We start from the raw sequence: 18194 nt of genomic DNA, 5'->3' as shown, positions 1-18194 counted from the left end.
AGGTGTTCGAGTACAGGGGGAATCGACATCGGCACGCGGGCGGGGGCCATGAAGAGTCAGGCTTCGGCGGATCGGCTGAGGCGCACACTGGGACGTACGGATCTGCGGGCGGTGCCCGAGTCCCGCAGGGCGCTGCGGGAACTGCTCAGGCACTGGGGGACACCGGAGCGCTCCGAGGTCGCGGAACTGCTCACCAGCGAGCTCGTCACCAACGCGCTCGTCCACACCGGCCACGAGGCGGTCCTCACCGCCACCGTCGGGCCGCGTGGACTACGGGTGGAGGTACGGGACTTCGTGGACCGGGAGCCCCGGCCGCGGACACCGAGCGTCGACGACGGCACGCACGGGAGGGGCCTGGCGCTGGTCGAGTCCCTCGCCGACGGCTGGGGCGTCAGGAAGCACCGGGTGGGCAAGTCCGTCTGGTTCGAACTCGACGCGGACGCGGCCTGAAGGGGGGCGGACCGCACCCCTTCAGGCCGCGACGGGGCGTCAGCCGAACTGCTGCTCCAGGTCCTTGAGCTTGCGCTCCAGGGAGTCCAGGCGCGGCAGGGCCTGGGTGTCGTCCTCGGCGGTGAGGTCGACGGTCTTCGGGTCAGCGCCGGTGCGCACCGGCTGCAGGGAGGGGCGCGCGCGGACGGGCAGGGCCTCCGGCGCCGGTATGGCAGGCTCCGCGGAGACCACGTCGGAGTCGCGCTCCACCGTCGGCGCCTCCAGCTCGCGTCCGCCGCCCCGGCCCACGAAACCGCGGTGGCCACGGCTGATCGCCTTCAGCCGGGCCCGCTCCATACGCTGCTGGTCCCGCCTGCGCTGCTTGGCCTCGTCCTTGCGGATCTTGTCCTCGCGCACTTCCTCGACCGCCTCGTCGAGGCTGCGCACGTTCTCCAGCAGCATCAGCGACCAGGCGCGGTAGGTCTCCCGGGGGGCGCGCAGCCAGCGGACGATACGGATCTGCGGCAACGGGCGCGGCACCAGGCCCTGTTCGCGCAGGGCGGCCCGGCGGGTCTGCTTCAGCGCGCGGTCGAACAGGACCGCCGCCGACAGGGACATGCCCGCGAAGAAGTGCGGGGCGCCCGCGTGTCCGAGGCCCCGGGGAGCGTGCACCCAGTTGAACCAGGCCGCGGCGAGGGCGAACGTCCACACGAGTATCCGCGAGCCGAGGGCCGCGTCACCGTGGCTGGCCTCGCGCACGGCGAGCACCGAGCAGAACATCGCCGCGCCGTCCAGGCCGAAGGGGACGAGGTACTGCCAGCCGCCGGACAGGCCGAGGTTCTGTTCGCCGAAGCCGACCAGGCCGTGGAAGGAGAGCGCGGCGGCCACCGCCGCACAGCAGAACAGCAGGACGTAGGAGACGGTGCCGTAGAGGGCCTCCTTGCGCCTGCGGCGCTCCTCGCTGCGCTCCCACGAGTCGTCCGCGCTCGTGCTCTTGACCGAGGAGCGCTTCCCGCGCGCCAGCACCGCCACCGCCGCCAGCATGCCCAGGAGCAGCACGGCGCCCGGAAGCAGCCAGTTCAGCGATATGTCGGTCAGTCTCATCTAAGGGGTCCCTTGCATTGGGATAGGGCGTGCAACGCCCGCCATAGTGGCCCAACTCCAGTGGCCCTCAGGGGGTTTCGGGGCAAGAGGCCGCCAAGGAGGTGCGAGGGGGGTACCCAGGGCGGCGTTCCGCTCGAACTGCCGCGTGACGGGCAGGAGTTGAGTTCGAATAAGACTACCCGTACGAGCGGTTCCGCGAATAGTTCCCGTGACGCGTGAGGGAATCGTGAACCCCCTGTGACCTCTGCGGCCCGACGACCGGATGATCTTATGCGCCGGGCGGGGGTGCCGGTGCCCGGCGCGGCGTCAACCCGCCTGCCCGACCAGCTCGGTGGCCCGCTTCCCGGCCCCTCCGGTGGCGCAGGTGCGCGGGCAGGTGGCGCAGATGTCCGCGGGGCGCAGGGTGTAGAACATGCAGCAGCTCACCCGGTCCCGGGTGACGGGCGCCGGTTCCCCGTCGGGCCCGGTCGGCCGGCGGAAGGCCGCCGCGCCGACGTACGGCCTGGTCGCGCCCGGCAGCAGCAGCTCCAGCTCCCGCAGCCCCCGCTCCTCCTCGCCGAGCAGCTGGGAGACGTACCGCAGGCTCTCGACGATCTCGTCGGTCGCCATGCCCCACAGGGCCCGGCCGCGGCGCCGCATCCGGGGGCCGAAACCGGTCAGCACGGGTTCGAGGTGCCGGGCGACCGCGTCGCGCACCGCCGCCCGCAGCGCCTCCTCGTCGGGCACCACGCGGGCGCCCGGCAGCACGGCGGCGGGGTCGCCGGGCAGGCAGGCGAAGCCGTCGGGCCGCACGGCCATGCGGCCCACGGCGAGGCCTTCGGCGGTACGGTCGAACGAGACGTGCGTCACGGGGTAGTACGGCACGCGGCGGTGCAGGAACCACGGCACGGTGATCAGCAGGCAGGCGGGCCAGGCGTAGCGGTGCAGACCGAAGCTGGCGATCACGTCCGGGCGGCCCCGCTGCCCGTAGTCCCGCAGCACCTGGGTGTCGTCCCAGGTGAGGAACCGTTCCAGCTCGGCCCCGCCCTCGGCGAGACCGGACGCGGCGACCCAGCCGCCGCCCGTGGGTGCCGCCTCGCCGGTGCCGAGTTCGGTGACGGCCAGGGCGGGGAGGGCCTCCGCCAGGCGGGCGTACGCGTCCGCGACGGCCGAACCGGGCACGGGCATGGGACCACCCCTTCACGTCTCGAGGAGCAGGGCAATAAAGGTAAGGCTCACCTTACCGAACATCGTGGCGATGTGAACCGGCGCCCCCGTGCGCTTATGGTGCTTGACGGACAGGGGGCAACCCGCCGTAATGACCTCAAGTACCGAAACGTCCGCAGGAGGACCTTGTGAAGCAGGGCACGCGGGGGTCCGCCGTGACGGGGGACGCGGTGACCGGGCCGGCCGCCGCGGGACGGTTCCGGGTTCCCGTCCAGCCGGCGGCACGGGACGCGGAGCCGGAACGTGACCGGCGTGAGCGGCCGGGCTGTGCCGAGGGCGGCGCCGCGCGCGGTGAGCACACGCACGGCGAGACCGCCCTTCCGCGGCCCCGGGCCGCCGTCCAGCGGTCCTCCGTGCGCGGGCAGGTCCTCGACGCCCTGCGCACCGCGCTGGTGACGGGTGAGCTGCGGCCCGGTGAGGTGCACTCGGCCCCCGTGCTGGCGGAGCGGTTCGGGGTGTCCGCGACGCCCGTGCGGGAGGCGATGCAGCAGCTCGCGCTGGAGGGCGCGGTCGAGGTCGTGCCCAACCGGGGGTTCCGGGTCGTCGAGCGGGGGGCGCGGGAGCTGGCCGAGCTCGCCGAGGTCCGGGCGCTGATCGAGGTGCCGGTGATGATGCGGCTGGCGCGGACGGTGCCGCCCGAGCGGTGGGCCGAGCTGCGGCCGCTGGCGGAGTCCACGGTCCGGGCGGCGTCCTCCGGGTGCCGGGCCACGTACGCGGAGGCCGACCGGGCCTTTCACCGGGCGGTGCTCGGGTTCGCGGGCAACGAGCAGTTGGTCCGTATCGCCGAGGATCTGCACCGGCGTGCGCAGTGGCCCCTGGTGGGGGGTGGTGCGCCGGGTGGCCGCGGGCGGGCGGAGCTGGTGGCTGACGCCCATGAGCACACGGCGCTGCTGGACGCGTTGATCGCGGGGGATCTGGATGTGGTGCGGTCGCTGGTGGGGGAGCACTTCAGCGGGGCGGTGTGAGCGCGCCGTCTTTCGCCCCCGCCGCCCCTTCCCGTTCCCGTCCCGGGGGGCGCTGCCCCCGGACCCCCGCTCCTCAAACGCCGGAGGGGCTAAATCTCAGCCCCTCCGGCGTTTGAGGAGCGGGGTCTGGGGCGGAGCCCCAGGTTCGGGACGGGAAGGGGCGGCGGGGGCGAAAACCCTACGCCGTCGCCGCCCCCGGCGGCGCCAGCTGGTGGGCGAGCCACGTGGGGACGCCTCCCAGGAGGCGGAAGAGGCGGCGGGCCTCCTCGCGGAGCCGGCCGGCCTCCGGTTCGGTCTCCGTGTCGGCGAGGGAGACCAGGGCGGGGGCCGTGCCGACCAGGTAGCCCAACTCCTCGCGGATGCGGAGGGATTCGGCGAAGCCGCGCCGGGCTTCGGCCAACTCACCGTCGCGCAGGGCCAGTCCGGACAGGTGGCGCCAGGTCGCCGACAGCAGCAGCGGGTCGGCGTGCGCGGTGGCGCCCGCGTGGGCACGGCGGTACGCGGCCCGCGCCGCCTGCGGCGACCGGGTGAGGTTCTCGGCGATCAGACCGCGCCGGAAGTCCAGCAGCGCCCGCCCCGCCGCCCCCGGAGCGATCAGCGCCGCCGCCCGGCCGAGCGCGGCCCGCGCCTCGTCCGCCCGGTCGCGTACGGCGAACAGGGTGGCGGCGTAGGCCAAGTACCCGCGTTCACAAGCGGCCGCCCCCCGCTCGTCGTCCGTGTGCGCCAGTGCCTCGGCCGTACGCAGCGCGTCCTCGGCCTCCTCCCACCCCGCCTCGGTGTACAGACACCGCTCCACCAGCAGCGACGCCCGCTGCAGCGCCGCGTCCGGGCCGGCGGGTTCGAGCAGGGCGGCGGCGTCGGCCCAGCAGGCACGGGAACGCAGTCGCCACACCGCCGTCTGGAGGGGATCGTCATCGGCGGTCGTTCCGTCACCGGACATGGCGGTATGCGCCACGTTGCCCTCCCCGAGCACGCCATCGAGCTGTTGAGTGGTGGCCGCATCTCAGCACGAACCACCGGGCCCGGCCAAGAGGGTGGGTGAAGGATTTCACAAAGTCCCGGACCGTGGGCCCGAATCACGGGCCCCGGGCCGGCCGGGTTCAGCTCATCCGCAGCGCGAGGAAGAAGTCCAGCTTGTCCTCCAGCCGGGACAGGTCACGGCCCGTCAGCTGTTCGATGCGGCCGACGCGGTAGCGCAGCGTGTTGACGTGCAGGTGGAGGCGGGACGCGCAGCGGGTCCAGGAACCGTCGCAGTCGAGGAACGCCTCCAGGGTGGGGATCAGCTCGGCGCGGTGCCGGCGGTCGTAGTCCCGCAGCGGATCGAGGAGACGGGCGGTGAAGGCGCGCCGTACGTCGTCGGGGACGAAGGGCAGCAGCAGGACGTGCGAGGCCAGTTCCTGGTGGCCGGCCGCGCAGACCCGGCCCTGGCGGGCCGCGGCCACGCGCCGGGCGTGCCGCGCCTCCTCCAGCGCCCCGCGCAGCCCCTCCGCCGAGTGCACGGCGGCGGAGACGCCGAGGGTGAGCCGGCCGTCGCCGTCGAGCCCGGCCGTGAGCGGGTCGCGCACGGCGGCGAGGAGCGCGTCGGCGAGGACGCCGGCACCGGAACCGTCGTGCTCGCCGGTCACCGAGGGCAGCGGTACGAGGGCGATCGCCTCGTCACCGGTGTGCGCCACCGCGATGCGGTCGGAGTGCTCGGGCCCCGTCGACGCGGGGTCGACCAGGATCTCCTCCAGCAGCGCCTGGGCCACCGGCCCGCTGTCGGCCTCCCCGCCGTCCCAGTCGACGCGGGCCACCACGACCTGCCAGTGCGGCGCGGTCCCCAGCCCGGGCAGCAGCACCGGCGCGGCCACCCGCAGCCGCGCCGCGATCTCGCCGGGCGCGGCGCCCGTCTGCACCAGCTCCAGCACCTCCTGCGCGAGCCGCCGCCGCACCGTGCGCGCCGCGTCCCTGCGGTCCCGCTCGACGGCGATCAGCTGGGTGACGCCGTGCAGCAGGTCCAGCCGTTCCCCGGTCCACTCCCCGGCGTCCGCCTCGACCGCCAGCACCCAGTCCGACAGCACCGTCTCGCGCACGTCGCGCGACGCCGGCGCGGAACGCCCGCCGCCGCGCACCGGGAAGAGGCTGTACGTCGTCCGGTCCAGCGTGACCCGGTGCGGGCCGGGCCGGCCGGTGCGGGCGGCCGCGAGCTGCTCCGCGGCGAGCCGCGCGCACACGTCGGCGGGCAGCGCCGGTTCCGCCTCCCGCGCCCCGGCGGCCGTCGAGCCCGCGATCAGCCGGCCGGTGGGCGACAGCAGCCAGGCCCGCAGGTCCAGGTCGGAACCGAGCAGGTCCAGTACGACGTCGGGGCCGCCGCCCGCCGGACCGGAGGTCATCATCCGCCGGTGCCGGTCCACCACGGCCGCCAGGTCCCCGGCGCGCTCGCCGGACACCTGCCGCACGACGTGCTCGGTGATGGTCGCGAACGCCACCGACTCGTGCACCGCGAACAACGGCAGCCGGTGCCGCGCGCAGGCCACCACCAGGTCGTCCGGCACGTCGCCCAGCTCCGCCGTACCGGCCGCGACGGCGGCCACCCCGGCCTGTGCCAGGATCCGTACGAACGGCTCCGAGTCCGCCGCGTCCCGGCGCCAGGCCAGGCCCGTGAGCACCAGTTCCCCGCCGGAGAGATAGCGGCTGGGGTCCCTCAGGTCGGTGGTCATCACCCCGCGCACACCGCGTTCCAGCTCGTCCTCGCCGTAGAGCAGCTTCAGGCCCAGCGCGTCGGTGTCCAGCAGTGCGCGCAGCCGCATTCTCGTCTCCGTCGTTTCTTGTCTCGATGGCCGTGGCAGGACCTTCCGGGGAGGGCCCGTCGGGTGGCTGATCAGCGGTGTCGGCCGTGTCCTGGACCGTGTCCCCTGTTTCCGGAGGAAAGTGGGGAGGGTACAGAGGACCTCCGTTCATACGAATCTACAAGATGCCTGCGCTGGCCAGCCAACTCCTTCATGGTTTCCGTGACTGACCCCCGCGGAGGGCCCGGCGGTGTACTGGCCGCACTCCGAGTGGACCGCACGGGAACGAGCCGGGCCCGCCGCACACGGACTGGCCTGATCCGTACGCCCCACGAGACGAGGAAGAGAGCCGGTCATGGACTTCCTTCGCCCCGCCAGCTGGGAGGAGGCGCTCGCCGCGAAGGCCGAGCACCCCTCCGCCGTGCCGATCGCGGGTGGCACCGACGTGATGGTCGAGATCAACTTCGACCACCGCCGGCCCGCTTACCTGATGGACCTGAACCGCGTCGGCGACCTGTACGAGTGGGAGGTCGGCGAGGACAGCGTACGGCTCGGCGCCTCCGTCCCGTACGCGCGGATCATGGAGCACCTGCGCGCCGAGCTGCCGGGCCTCGCCCTCGCCTCCCGCACGGTCGCCTCCCCGCAGATCCGCAACCGCGGCGGCGTCGGCGGCAACCTCGGCACCGCCTCCCCGGCCGGCGACGCCCACCCGGCGCTGCTCGCCGCCGGCGCCGAGGTCGAGGCCGAGTCGGTGCGCGGGTCGCGCCGCATCCCCATCGACGCGTTCTACACCGGCGTGAAGCGCAACGCGCTGGCGCCCGACGAGCTGATCCGCGCCGTCCACATCAAGAAGGCCGACGGACCCCAGCAGTACTCCAAGGTCGGCACCCGCAACGCCATGGTCATCGCCGTGTGCGCCTTCGGACTCGCCCTGCACCCGGAGACCCGGACGGTGCGCACCGGCATCGGTTCGGCCGCCCCGACGCCCGTCCGGGCGCGGGCCGCCGAGGAGTTCCTGAACGCGGCACTGGAGGAGGGCGGCCTCTGGGACAACGGGAAGACCATCACCCCCTCCGTCGCCCAGCGGTTCGCCGGCCTGTGCGCCGGCGCCTGCGACCCGATCGACGACGTGCGCGGCACCGCGGGCTACCGCCGGCACGCGGTCGGTGTCATGGCCCGCCGCACCCTGACCTGGACCTGGGAGTCGTACCGCGACGCCCGCCGCAGCACGGAAGGAGCCGCGTGATGCGCATCGACTTCACCGTCAACGGACGCCCCCAGGAGGCCGACGACGTCTGGGAGGGCGAGTCCCTGCTGTACGTGCTGCGCGAGCGGCTCGGCCTGCCCGGCTCCAAGAACGCCTGCGAGCAGGGCGAGTGCGGATCGTGCACCGTCCGGCTCGACGGCGTGCCCGTGTGCTCCTGCCTCGTCGCCGCCGGTCAGGTCCAGGGCCGCGAGGTCGTCACCGTGGAGGGCCTGGCGGACTTCGCCGAGCGGCGCTCCCGCACCACCGGCACGTGCGGCACCTCACCGGACGAGGCCCGGGGGTGGCGGGCCGAGGGCACCGACGCGCGGACCGGCGAGGGCGGCCGGCTCTCCCCGGTCCAGCAGGCGTTCATCGACGCCGGCGCCGTCCAGTGCGGCTTCTGCACACCCGGTCTGCTGGTCGCCGCCGACGAGATGCTGGAGCGCGACCCCGACCCGACCGACGCGGACATCCGCGAGGCCCTCTCGGGCAACCTGTGCCGCTGCACCGGCTACGAGAAGATCATGGACGCGGTCCGCCTGGCCGCCGCCCGGCAGTCCGAGGGGGTGTGAGCATGCCGACGAACGGGATTCCCACCAGGATCACGCAGGGCTCGGGGACCAGAGGCGGCATCGGCGAGTCCACCCTCCGCCCGGACGGCACCCTCAAGGTCACCGGCGAGTTCGCGTACTCCTCCGACATGTGGCACGAGGACATGCTCTGGGGCCACATCCTGCGCTCCACCGTCGCCCACGCCGAGATCGCGTCCATCGACACGGGCGAGGCCCTCGCGACGCCCGGCGTGTACGCCGTGATGACGTACGACGACCTGCCGGCCGACGTGAAGCACTACGGCCTGGAGATCCAGGACACCCCCGCCCTCGCCCACGGCAAGGTCCGCCACCACGGGGAACCGGTCGCGATCGTCGCCGCCGACCACCCGGAGACCGCCCGCCGCGCCGCCGCGAAGATCAGGGTCGACTACCGCGACCTCCCCGTCGTCACCGACGAGGCCTCCGCCCTCGCCCCCGACGCGGTCCTCGTCCACGAGAACCGCGACGACCCCCACTTCGGGCACGTCCCTCACCCCAACATCGTCCACCGCCAGCCCATCGTGCGCGGCGACGTGGCCGCGGCCCGGCGCCGCGCGGACGTGATCGTCGAGGGCGAGTACACCTTCGGCATGCAGGACCAGGCCTTCCTCGGCCCCGAGTCCGGCCTCGCCGTCCCCGAGGAGGACGGCGGCGTCCACCTCTACATCGCCACCCAGTGGCTCCACTCCGACCTGCGCCAGATCGCGCCCGTCCTCGGCCTGCCCGAGGACAAGGTACGGATGACCCTGGCCGGCGTCGGCGGCGCGTTCGGCGGCCGGGAGGACCTGTCGATGCAGATCCACGCCTGTCTGCTCGCCCTGCGCACCGGCAAACCCGTCAAGATCGTCTACAACCGCTTCGAGTCCTTCTTCGGCCACGTCCACCGCCACCCGGCCAAGCTGTCCTACGAGCACGGCGCCACCGCGGACGGCAGGCTGACCCACGTCAAGGCGCGCATCGTCCTCGACGGCGGCGCTTACGCCTCCGCCTCCCCGGCCGTGGTCGGCAACGCCTCCTCGCTCGGCGTCGGCCCGTACGCCGTCGACGACGTCGACATCGAGGCGATCGCCCTCTACACCAACAACCCGCCCTGCGGCGCCATGCGCGGCTTCGGCGCGGTCCAGGCGTGCTTCGCCTACGAGGCGCAGATGGACAAGCTGGCGGCGCGGCTCGGCATGGACCCGGTGGAGCTGCGGCAGCGCAACGCCATGGAGCAGGGCACCCTCATGCCCACCGGCCAGCCCGTCGACTCCCCGGCGCCGGTCGCCGAACTCCTGCGCCGCGTCAAGGCGATGCCCATGCCGCCGGAACGCCAGTGGGAGTCCAGCGAGGGCGCCGACGTACGCCAGCTCCCGGGCGGCCTGTCCAACACCACGCACGGCGAAGGTGTCGTCCGCGGGGTCGGCTACGCGGTCGGCATCAAGAACGTCGGCTTCTCCGAGGGCTTCGACGACTACTCCACCGCCCGGGTCCGGATGGAGGTGGCCGGCGGGGAACCGGTCGCCACCGTGCACACCGCGATGGCGGAGGTCGGCCAGGGCGGCGTCACCGTCCACGCGCAGATCGCCCGCACCGAGCTGGGCGTCGGCCAGGTGACCATCCACCCGGCGAACACGCGGGTCGGCTCGGCGGGTTCGACCTCCGCCTCCCGGCAGACGTACGTCACCGGCGGTGCGGTCAAGAACGCCTGCGAACTCGTCCGGGAGAAGGTGCTGGAACTCGGCCGGCGCAGGTTCGGCTCGTACCACCCGGCCTGGGCGAGCGCCGAACTCCTCCTTGAGGACGGCAAGGTCGTCACCGACGGCGGCGAGGTGCTCGCCGACCTGGTGGACGTCCTCGGCGACGAGGCCGTCGAGGCCGAGCAGGAGTGGCGGCACCGGCCGACCGAACCCTTCGACCCGCGCACCGGCCAGGGCAACGGACACGTCCAGTACTCCTTCGCCGCGCACCGCGCCGTCGTCGAGGTCGACACCGAACTCGGCCTGGTGAAGGTCGTCGAACTGGCCTGCGCGCAGGACGTCGGCAAGGCGCTCAACCCGCTGTCCGTCATCGGCCAGATCCAGGGCGGCACCGCCCAGGGCCTGGGCATCGCGGTCATGGAGGAGATCGTCGTCGACCCGAGGACCGCGAAGGTGCGCAACCCGTCCTTCACGGACTACCTCATCCCCACCATCCTCGACACCCCGACCATCCCCGTCGACGTCCTCGAACTCGCCGACGACCACGCCCCCTACGGACTGCGGGGCGTCGGCGAGGCCCCCACCCTGTCCTCGACCCCGGCGGTCCTGGCAGCCATCCGCGACGCCACGGGCCTGGAGCTGAACAGAACCCCGGTACGCCCGGAACACCTCACCGGGACCGTGTGACAGAGCCGCCGCCGCGGGCAGGCGACCCCGTCCCCGGGCCCCTTCCCGGCGCCGTGCGCCTTCATGACCCAGCGGCCACTCGAGCCGCCGTCCGTTTCGCCCTCGCCCCGATCGGGAGCCGGCCGGGCGTGCGCCGGCCGCCGTTCGCGGGCACCTGTCACGCAACCGCAGTCGAGGAGAGCGAGAGATGCTGGACGTCGCCGAGGAACTGGACCGATGGGTCGGGCAGGGCCGTGACTTCGCGGTGGCCACCGTGGTGGCGGTCGGCGGCAGCGCGCCCCGCCGGCCCGGAGCCGCGCTCGCGGTGGACGCCGGCGGCACGGCGATCGGCTCGGTCTCGGGCGGGTGCGTGGAGGGCGCGGTGTACGCGCTGTGCGAGCGGGCGCTGAGGGACGGCGACACCGTCCTGGAGCGCTTCGGCTACAGCGACGAGGACGCCTTCGCCGTGGGGCTGACCTGCGGCGGGGTCGTCGACATCCTGGTCGCGCCGGTACGGGCGGCGGACCCCGCCCGCCCGGTGCTCGCGTCCGCGCTCGCCGCCGCAGCGCGCGGGGAGGCGGTGGCGGTGGCGCGGATCGTGAGCGGCCCGGCGGAGCTGCTGGGCCGCGCGCTGACGGTCCGCCCGGACGGCTCGTACGAGGGCGGCTTCGGCGACCGTCCGGAACTGGACCGCACGGTGGCCGCCGGGGCGGGCGCCCTCCTGGACGCCGGCCGCACCGGCACCCTGGAGATCGGAGAGCAGGGCTCGCGTTGCGGAGCACCGCTCACCCTGCTGGTCGAGTCCTCCGTGCCCCCGCCCCGGATGATCGTCTTCGGTGCGATCGACTTCGCCGCGGCGCTGGTCCGGGTGGGCAAGTTCCTCGGCCACCACGTCACGGTGTGCGACGCACGCCCCGTCTTCGCCACCAGGGCCCGCTTCCCCGAGGCCGACGAGATCGTCGTCGAGTGGCCGCACACGTACCTGGAGCGCACGCCCGTCGACGCCCGCACGGTGCTGTGCGTCCTGACCCACGACGCGAAGTTCGACGTACCGCTGCTGAAGCTGGCGCTGCGGCTGCCGGTGGCGTACGTCGGCGCCATGGGCTCCCGCCGTACCCACCTGGACCGCGCCGCGCGCCTGCGCGAGGTCGGTGTGACCGACCTCGAACTGGCCCGCCTCAGGTCACCGATCGGCCTGGACCTGGGCGCCCGCACCCCGGAGGAGACGGCGCTGTCCATCGCGGCGGAGATCGTCGCCGACCGGCGGGGCGGCAGCGGCGTGCCCCTCACCGGTGCCCACACCCCGATCCACCACGACGGCGCGTCCGGACCGGCGGGCCGGACCGGGGCGGTGGTCTGAGCGCCCCGGAGCCGTCAGGCCTGCCGCAGCAGCCGGTTCACCGCCCGTCCGAACACCCGGCGGCCCGCCCGCGCCAGGACCGCCTCGAAGACGGAGGGCAGGAAGCGGACGCCGATCTCCTCCCGCCACACCACCCGCGCCCGGCCGCCCGGACCGGGGCGTACCTCGATCTCCGCCCAGCCGGTGACGACCCGGCCGCGCTTCTCCAGGCGGCAGAACCCCGGGGAGCCGTCCGCCGGGGGCCGCCACACCGTCACGTCCATCGGGTCGTCGAAGGAGAGCGGGCCGAGGCCCGTGCGGGCGACGATCCTCGTGCCCTCGCCGGTGGGCGGGGGAGTGGTCACCGTCATCCGGGTCAGCGGGACCGCCTCCCCGTGGCGGGGCCACGTCGTGAGTCGGCGCCAGGCCTCGTCGGGGGGCAGGGGCGCCGTGCGCTGGAGCTGGAAGGTGGCCACGGGGGGATCCTAGGGAATCCGGCCCGCCCGCCGGCGCGTCCGGGTACGGGTCACCCGCCCGGCCCAGTCCCCGGCTCCCGGTACACCTCGCCGGGCCCCGCCCTCCCCGGGGCGAGGAGCCGGGCGACCGTGACACACACAGCCCCGCTTCCCCGGCCCGGCGATGACGCCGGGGAAGGCCAGGGCCGTTCCGGATCCGGTTCGCGGACCGCCCCGCGGACGACTCCGCCCGACGCCGGCCGGCCTATGAGTCCCCGGGCCGGCGGCCCCGGACCCGCCGGGGCGAGCGCCCGGACCCGCCGGGGCGAGCGCCCGGACCCGCCGTCGGCCGGTTTTCGCGGCTCATGGCCGCCCGAGCCGCCTCACCCGTCCTGGTCCGAGCGGTTGCCCGCCACCCGGCGCTGGTGCATACAGGTGCGTACCCGTGCAAAACGGTTCGAGTCGTCTCCATGTGTTTGAGACAACCGCGGGCGCGGCACCCGCACCCCCGCGGTACTCGTTTCTCGCAGGAACGGAGCACCCTCCCCATGCGCATCCCCGGTATCGACGCCCTGTTCCACGACCCCGCCGCCGCGCAGCCCGCCGACGGCCGGACGGTGGCGGCGGCCGAGGAGGAGCGCCCCAGCCGGCGCGGGCACGGCGCACACCCGTCGCCCCTCTCCGCCTGGGAACCGCCCGGACGGTCCGCCCGCCGGTGCCCGGAACAGGCGGGGCCGGACCCCGCCGGCCCGCCCGCGAGCGGGCCCCGCGCGGTGCGCGGGGGGAGGGCGTCCGGATGACGTCCTACGCCGTCGTGGTCCCCACCCTGCTGCGGGACACCCTCGCCGACTGCCTCGCCGCGCTGGCCGCGGCGCGCGGGCCGCGCCCCGACGAGATCGTCCTCGTCGACGACCGGCCCGACCCCGACCCCGCGCCCGACGCGCTGGCCCACGCGCTGACCGTCCTCGGCGACCTGCGCGAACGCACCACCACCGTCGCCACCGGAGGCCGGGGGCCCGCCGCCGCACGCAACACCGGGCTGCGCACCGTCACCGCGCCCTGGGTCGCCTTCCTCGACGACGACGTCCAGGTGGGGCCGCACTGGTGCGCGCAGCTCGTCCAGGACCTCGAGGAGGCGGCCCCCGACACCGCGGGCGTCCAGGGCGTCATCACCGTGCCGCTGCCCGGCGAACGCCGCCCCACCGACTGGGAACGCGGTACCGCGGGACTCACCCGGGCCCGCTGGACCACCGCCGACATGGCCTACCGCACCGAGGCCCTCCGGCAGGTCGGCGGCTTCGACGAACGCTTCCCCCGCGCCTTCCGCGAGGACGCCGACCTCGCGCTGCGCCTCCTCGACGCCGGCTGGCGCATCCGCAAGGGCCGCCGCACCACGCTGCACCCGGTGCGCCCCGCGTCCCGCTGGGCGTCGGTGGGGCAGCAGCGCGGCAACGCCGACGACGCCCTGATGCGGCACCTGCACGGCCCCGACTGGTGGGACAAGGCGGTCGCGCCGCGCGGCCGGATCCGCCGGCACACCGCGATCACCGCCGCCGGCGCCGCCGCCTGCGCCCTCGCCGCCGCCGGGCACCGCCGGGCGGCCACCGCCTGCGCGCTCGGCTGGGCCGCCGGAACCGCCGAGTTCGCCCGCGCCCGCATCGTGCCCGGGCCGCGCACCCGCGACGAGGTGACGACCGTACTGGCCACCAGCGTCGTCATCCCGCCCGCCGCGACCTGGCACCGGCTGGCCGGGGCCTGGCGCCACTGCAACGCCCCGGCCTGGCAGGAGGCGGCCCGATGAGCCCGGTGAAGGCGGTGCTGTTCGACCGCGACGGCACGCTGGTCCACGACGTCCCCTACAACGCCGACCCCGGCCGGGTACGGCCCGTCGACGGCGCCCGCGAGGCACTCGACGCGCTCCGCGCCCGCGGCATCCGCACCGGCGTCGTCACCAACCAGTCCGGCATCGCGCGCGGACTGCTCACCGAGGCCGACGCCCGCCGCGTCAACCGGCGCGTCGAGGAACTCCTCGGCCCCTTCGACGTCTGGGCCGTGTGCCCGCACGGCCCCGACGACGGCTGCCCCTGCCGCAAACCCCGGCCGGGCATGATCCTCCGGGCCGCCGGCCGCCTCCGTACGGACCCGGCCGACTGCGTCGTCATCGGTGACATCGGCGCCGACGTGGAGGCCGCGCACCGCGCCGGAGCCCACGCCCTCCTCGTCCCCACCCCGCAGACCCGCCCCGAGGAGACCTCCGCGGCCCCCCACGTGGCCCCGGACCTCATGACAGCGGTACACCTGCTCCTGAGCACCCCACCGTGGGACGGGACCGCGGCCTCCCCACCGCCCACCGGCCCGGCCGGGGAAGCGCCGCCGGGGAGCGCGGGCCCGGACGAGGCCGGCCCCCCGGCCGCCGCCGGGACGGACGCGGAAGGCCGCCCGGCCGGCCCCGCCTCCGGCGAGCGAGGGGTCCCGGCCGGCCCGGCGCCCGCCGGTGTCCGCCGTCCGGCCGGCCCCGCCCGTGACGTGCCGGCGCCCCCGGCCGGCCCCGGCGCGGAGCGCGCGCCGCGGGGGAGGCCCGTGTGAAAGCCCTCGTCACCCGGCTCGACAGCTTCGGCGACGTGCTGCTCGCCGGGCCCGCCGTGCGGGCCGTCGCCGCCCGGGCCGACACCGTGACCCTGCTGTGCGGGCCGCACGGGGCGCCCGCCGCGCGGCTGCTGCCCGGCGTGGACGAGGTGCTCGTCTGGGACTCGCCGTGGACCGGCTTCCAGCCGCCCGCCGTCAGCCGGGAGGAGATCGACGGCATCGTCGCCGCCGTCGACGCCGACAGCGCGCTGATCCTCACCTCCTTCCACCAGTCACCGCTGCCCACCGCGCTCCTCCTGCGCCTGGCCGGCGTCCGCTTCATCGCCGCCGACAGCGAGGACCACCCCGGCTCCCTCCTCGACGTACGCCACCACCGCGCCCCCCACGCCCACGAGGCCGAGGCCGCGCTCGACCTCGCCGAGGCCGCCGGTTTCCCCCGGGTCGACGACGGACGGCTGCGGGTGCTCCCGCCGCCCGAGACCGGGGCACTGACCGGACCCGGGGAGTACGTCGTCGTCCACCCGGGCGCCAGCGTGCCCGCCCGCGCCTGGAGCCCCGACCGCTGCGCGCAGGCGGTGCGCGAACTGGCCGCCGCCGGACGCCGGGTGGTCGTCACCGGCGGCGCGGGGGAACGGGACCTGACCGCGTACGTCGCCGGCGGCCGGGCCGTCGACCTCGGCGGCCGTACCGGAGCCGCCGAACTCGCCGGTGTGCTCGCCGGGGCCGCCTGCGTGGTCACCGGCAACACCGGCCCCGCCCATCTCGCCGCCGCCGTCGACACCCCGGTGGTGTCCCTGTTCGCGCCGGTCGTCCCCGCCGAGCGCTGGCGGCCGTACGGGGTGCCGTACGTGCTGCTCGGCGACCAGGACGCGCCGTGCGCCGGGACCCGCGCCCGGCGCTGCCCCGTACCCGGCCATCCCTGCCTGGACACCGTGACCGCGCTCGACGTCGTCGCGGCGGTCGACAAGCTCGTGGAGGTGGCATGAGGATCCTGCTGTGGCATGTGCACGGGTCGTGGACCACGGCCTTCGTGCGGGGCCCGCACACCTACGTCGTCCCCGTCACCCCGGACCGCGGACCCGACGGACTCGGCCGCGCCCGCACCTTCGACTGGCCCGACTCGGTCGTCGAGGTCCCCCCGGAGCGCCTGCGCGAGGAGGACATCGACGTCGTCGTCCTGCAACGGCCCCACGAACTCGCCCTGGTGGACCGGTGGCTGGGCCGCCGCCCGCCGCTCGTCTACCTGGAGCACAACGCCCCGCACGGCGACGTGCCCGACACCCGCCACCCCGCCGCGGACATCCCCGGCGTCACCCTCGTCCACGTCACCCACTTCAACCGCCTGATGTGGGACGACCGGGGCATCCCCACGACCGTCGTCGAACACGGCATCGTCGACCCCGGACCGCTGTGGACCGGCGAACTCCCGCACGCCGCCGTCGTCGTCAACGAACCGGTACGGCGCGGCCGTACCACCGGCACCGACCTGCTGCCGGCCTTCGCCGGCGCCGCGCCCCTCGACGTCTTCGGCATGAAGACCGAGGGCCTCGCCGGCCGGCTCGGCCTGCCCCCCGAACGCTGCCGCTCGTACGAACTGACCCAGGCGGACCTGCACGGGGCGCTGGCCCGCCGCCGGGTCTACGTCCACCCCGTGCGCTGGACCTCCCTCGGCCTGTCCCTGCTGGAGGCGATGCACCTCGGCATGCCCGTCGTCGCCCTCGCCACCACCGAGGTCACCGAGGCCGTACCGCCCGGCGCCGGTGTGGTGTCCAACCGCGTCGACGTCCTGACCGACGCCGTACGGGACTTCGTCACCGACCCGGCGCACGCCCGCCGCACCGGTGAGCGCGCCCGCGCCGCGGCGCTCGCCCGCTACGGACTGCCCCGCTTCCTGGACGACTGGGAGCGGCTGCTGAAGGAGGTGACCCGATGAGGACCGCCCCGGTGTCCGGACACGCGGGCCCGCCCGCCGACGCCGTCCTCGACGGGGGCACCTCCGGACACCCCCTGTCCGGCCCGCCCGAGGCGCCCCTGCCGGCGGAGCGGGACGACCGGACGGTCCTCCCGCCGTACCCGGACGGCCGCCCCTCCACCGGCCCGCCGCCCCGCGCCACGGAGACCCCGCGATGAAGGAAACGCGCGCACAGCGGCCACGGGTCCTGGTCCTGCGGGCCCTCGGGCTCGGCGATCTGCTCGCCGGGGTCCCCGCGCTGCGGGCGCTGCGGCGGGGGTTCCCCGGACACGAACTCGTCCTGGCGGCACCCGCCGCGCTCGCGCCGGCCGCCCGCGCCACGGGAGCGGTCGACCGGGTGCTGCCCGCCGCCGCGCCCGGACGGGCCGTGCCCTGCACCCTCGACTGGACCGGCCCGCCCCCGGACGTCGCCGTGGACCTGCACGGCAACGGGCCGCCCAGCCACCGCCTGCTGCAGGACCTGCGCCCCCTGCGACTGCTCGCGTTCGCGCACCCGCGGACCCCGGAGATCGAGGGCCCGCCCTGGTACGAGGACGAACACGAACGGGACCGCTGGTGCCGGCTGCTGCGCTCGTACGGCATCGACGCCGACCCCGCCGACCTGCTGCTGCCCCGCCCGCACGCCGCGTCCCCCGCCCCCGGCGCCGTCGTCCTGCACCCCGGCGCGGGGGCGCCCGCGCGGTGCTGGCCCGTGGAGCGGTACGCGACCGTCGCCGGGGCCCTGCGCGAACGCGGGCTGCGGGTGGTGGTCACCGGGGGAGCCGACGAGGACGAGCTGGTGGCCCGGCTCGCCAAGGAGGCCCGGCTGCCCGACACCGACGTCCTCGCCGGCGGCCTGCCCTTCGACCGGCTCTCCGCGCTCGTCGCCGGCGCCCGCGCCGTCGTCAGCGGCGACACCGGCATCGCCCACCTGGCGGTCGCCCACGCCATCCCGACGGTCACCCTCTTCGGCCCCGTCCCGCCCGCCCGGTGGGGCCCGCCCGCACACCCCCGCCACATCACCCTGTGGCACGGCCCCCCGGGCGACCCCCACGCCGACCGCCCCGACCCGGCCCTCCTGCGCATCACCCCCGCCGAGGTCCTGCACGCCCTCGGCCGACTGCCCGGCGACCGGCCCCCGGCACGAGGAGCCACACCGTGACCGTCCCGCCCGCGGACCGCGGACGGGTACCGCCGGGGACCGTCC

17 protein-coding genes and 1 pseudogene are annotated in these 18194 nt (G+C 75.5%); 13 read left to right on the top strand and 5 right to left on the bottom strand.

The annotated features are described in order from the left end of the window. Window positions 1-48 precede the first annotated feature (48 nt). Window positions 49-450, top strand: coding sequence for an ATP-binding protein (locus ACF1DX_RS09875; protein WP_391790676.1), 402 nt, complete (start codon window positions 49-51; stop codon window positions 448-450). 39 nt (window positions 451-489) lie between these two features. On the opposite strand, the gene ACF1DX_RS09870 is transcribed toward ACF1DX_RS09875, so the two are convergent. After that, window positions 490-1533: a DUF2637 domain-containing protein gene (locus tag ACF1DX_RS09870; RefSeq protein ID WP_391790675.1), complete on the bottom strand. Its 1044-nt coding sequence runs from the start codon at window positions 1531-1533 to the stop codon at window positions 490-492. 306 nt (window positions 1534-1839) lie between these two features. Further along, complete coding sequence (locus tag ACF1DX_RS09865; RefSeq protein WP_391790674.1) at window positions 1840-2700, bottom strand: (2Fe-2S)-binding protein; 861 nt, start codon at window positions 2698-2700, stop codon at window positions 1840-1842. Between the two features lie 167 nt (window positions 2701-2867). Here ACF1DX_RS09865 and ACF1DX_RS09860 point away from each other — a divergent pair, with 167 nt between their 5' ends. Then, window positions 2868-3704, top strand: a complete 837-nt coding sequence (locus ACF1DX_RS09860; protein ID WP_391790673.1) for a GntR family transcriptional regulator — start codon at window positions 2868-2870, stop codon at window positions 3702-3704. Between the two features lie 178 nt (window positions 3705-3882). Here the strand turns inward: ACF1DX_RS09860 and ACF1DX_RS09855 are convergent, their stop codons facing one another. Together ACF1DX_RS09855 and ACF1DX_RS09850 are read right to left on the bottom strand one after the other, a co-directional pair. Next, complete coding sequence (locus ACF1DX_RS09855) at window positions 3883-4659, bottom strand: hypothetical protein (protein ID WP_391790672.1); 777 nt, start codon at window positions 4657-4659, stop codon at window positions 3883-3885. Between the two features lie 145 nt (window positions 4660-4804). Continuing rightward, entirely contained in the window at window positions 4805-6493 is a 1689-nt protein-coding gene (locus ACF1DX_RS09850; RefSeq protein ID WP_391790671.1) for a PucR family transcriptional regulator, read from the bottom strand. Window positions 6494-6827: 334 nt separating this feature from the next. Here ACF1DX_RS09850 and ACF1DX_RS09845 point away from each other — a divergent pair, with 334 nt between their 5' ends. The 4 genes from ACF1DX_RS09845 (at window position 6828) to ACF1DX_RS09830 (ending at window position 12016) form a co-directional block, all read left to right on the top strand. Next, window positions 6828-7718 carry an FAD binding domain-containing protein gene (locus tag ACF1DX_RS09845; RefSeq protein WP_391790670.1) on the top strand — a complete coding sequence of 297 codons (891 nt, stop codon included), beginning with the start codon at window positions 6828-6830 and terminating at the stop codon, window positions 7716-7718. Next, a complete protein-coding gene (locus ACF1DX_RS09840) occupies window positions 7718-8290 on the top strand; it encodes a (2Fe-2S)-binding protein (RefSeq protein WP_391790669.1) in 573 nt (190 codons plus the stop codon). Before ACF1DX_RS09845 ends, ACF1DX_RS09840 begins: the two co-directional genes overlap by 1 nt. Window positions 8291-8292: 2 nt before the next feature. Further along, window positions 8293-10677 carry a xanthine dehydrogenase family protein molybdopterin-binding subunit gene (locus ACF1DX_RS09835; RefSeq protein WP_391790668.1) on the top strand — a complete coding sequence of 795 codons (2385 nt, stop codon included), beginning with the start codon at window positions 8293-8295 and terminating at the stop codon, window positions 10675-10677. 187 nt (window positions 10678-10864) lie between these two features. After that, on the top strand, window positions 10865-12016 hold the full coding sequence (locus ACF1DX_RS09830) for an XdhC family protein (RefSeq protein WP_391790667.1): 1152 nt from the start codon (window positions 10865-10867) through the stop codon (window positions 12014-12016). 14 nt (window positions 12017-12030) lie between these two features. Here the strand turns inward: ACF1DX_RS09830 and ACF1DX_RS09825 are convergent, their stop codons facing one another. After that, window positions 12031-12471, bottom strand: a complete 441-nt coding sequence (locus ACF1DX_RS09825; protein WP_391790666.1) for an SRPBCC family protein — start codon at window positions 12469-12471, stop codon at window positions 12031-12033. A gap of 527 nt (window positions 12472-12998) precedes the next feature. On the opposite strand from ACF1DX_RS09825, the pseudogene ACF1DX_RS09820 reads away from it, so the two are divergent. The 7 genes and pseudogenes from ACF1DX_RS09820 to ACF1DX_RS09790 all read left to right on the top strand — a co-directional run. Next, window positions 12999-13193 (top strand): annotated as a pseudogene (locus tag ACF1DX_RS09820) (carbamoyltransferase); the annotation flags it as partial. A gap of 53 nt (window positions 13194-13246) precedes the next feature. Continuing rightward, window positions 13247-14251: a glycosyltransferase family 2 protein gene (locus ACF1DX_RS09815; protein ID WP_391790665.1), complete on the top strand. Its 1005-nt coding sequence runs from the start codon at window positions 13247-13249 to the stop codon at window positions 14249-14251. Next, a complete protein-coding gene (locus ACF1DX_RS09810; protein WP_391790664.1) occupies window positions 14248-15036 on the top strand; it encodes an HAD-IIIA family hydrolase in 789 nt (262 codons plus the stop codon). Before ACF1DX_RS09815 ends, ACF1DX_RS09810 begins: the two co-directional genes overlap by 4 nt. Beyond that, entirely contained in the window at window positions 15033-16022 is a 990-nt protein-coding gene (locus ACF1DX_RS09805; protein ID WP_391790663.1) for a glycosyltransferase family 9 protein, read from the top strand. The genes ACF1DX_RS09810 and ACF1DX_RS09805 overlap by 4 nt, the downstream gene beginning before the upstream one ends. Then, window positions 16019-16969: a glycosyltransferase gene (locus ACF1DX_RS09800; protein ID WP_391790662.1), complete on the top strand. Its 951-nt coding sequence runs from the start codon at window positions 16019-16021 to the stop codon at window positions 16967-16969. Before ACF1DX_RS09805 ends, ACF1DX_RS09800 begins: the two co-directional genes overlap by 4 nt. Continuing rightward, entirely contained in the window at window positions 16966-17166 is a 201-nt protein-coding gene (locus ACF1DX_RS09795) for a hypothetical protein (RefSeq protein WP_391790661.1), read from the top strand. The genes ACF1DX_RS09800 and ACF1DX_RS09795 overlap by 4 nt, the downstream gene beginning before the upstream one ends. Continuing rightward, window positions 17163-18149 carry a glycosyltransferase family 9 protein gene (locus ACF1DX_RS09790; RefSeq protein ID WP_391790660.1) on the top strand — a complete coding sequence of 329 codons (987 nt, stop codon included), beginning with the start codon at window positions 17163-17165 and terminating at the stop codon, window positions 18147-18149. The genes ACF1DX_RS09795 and ACF1DX_RS09790 overlap by 4 nt, the downstream gene beginning before the upstream one ends. The last annotated feature ends 45 nt before the right edge of the window (window positions 18150-18194 follow it).

This window comes from Streptomyces sp. NPDC014676 (assembly GCF_043084105.1).
Lineage (GTDB): Bacteria > Actinomycetota > Actinomycetes > Streptomycetales > Streptomycetaceae > Streptomyces.
Note: the sequence above shows the minus strand (reverse complement) of the source record. Positions and strands in the feature narration are given on the sequence as shown.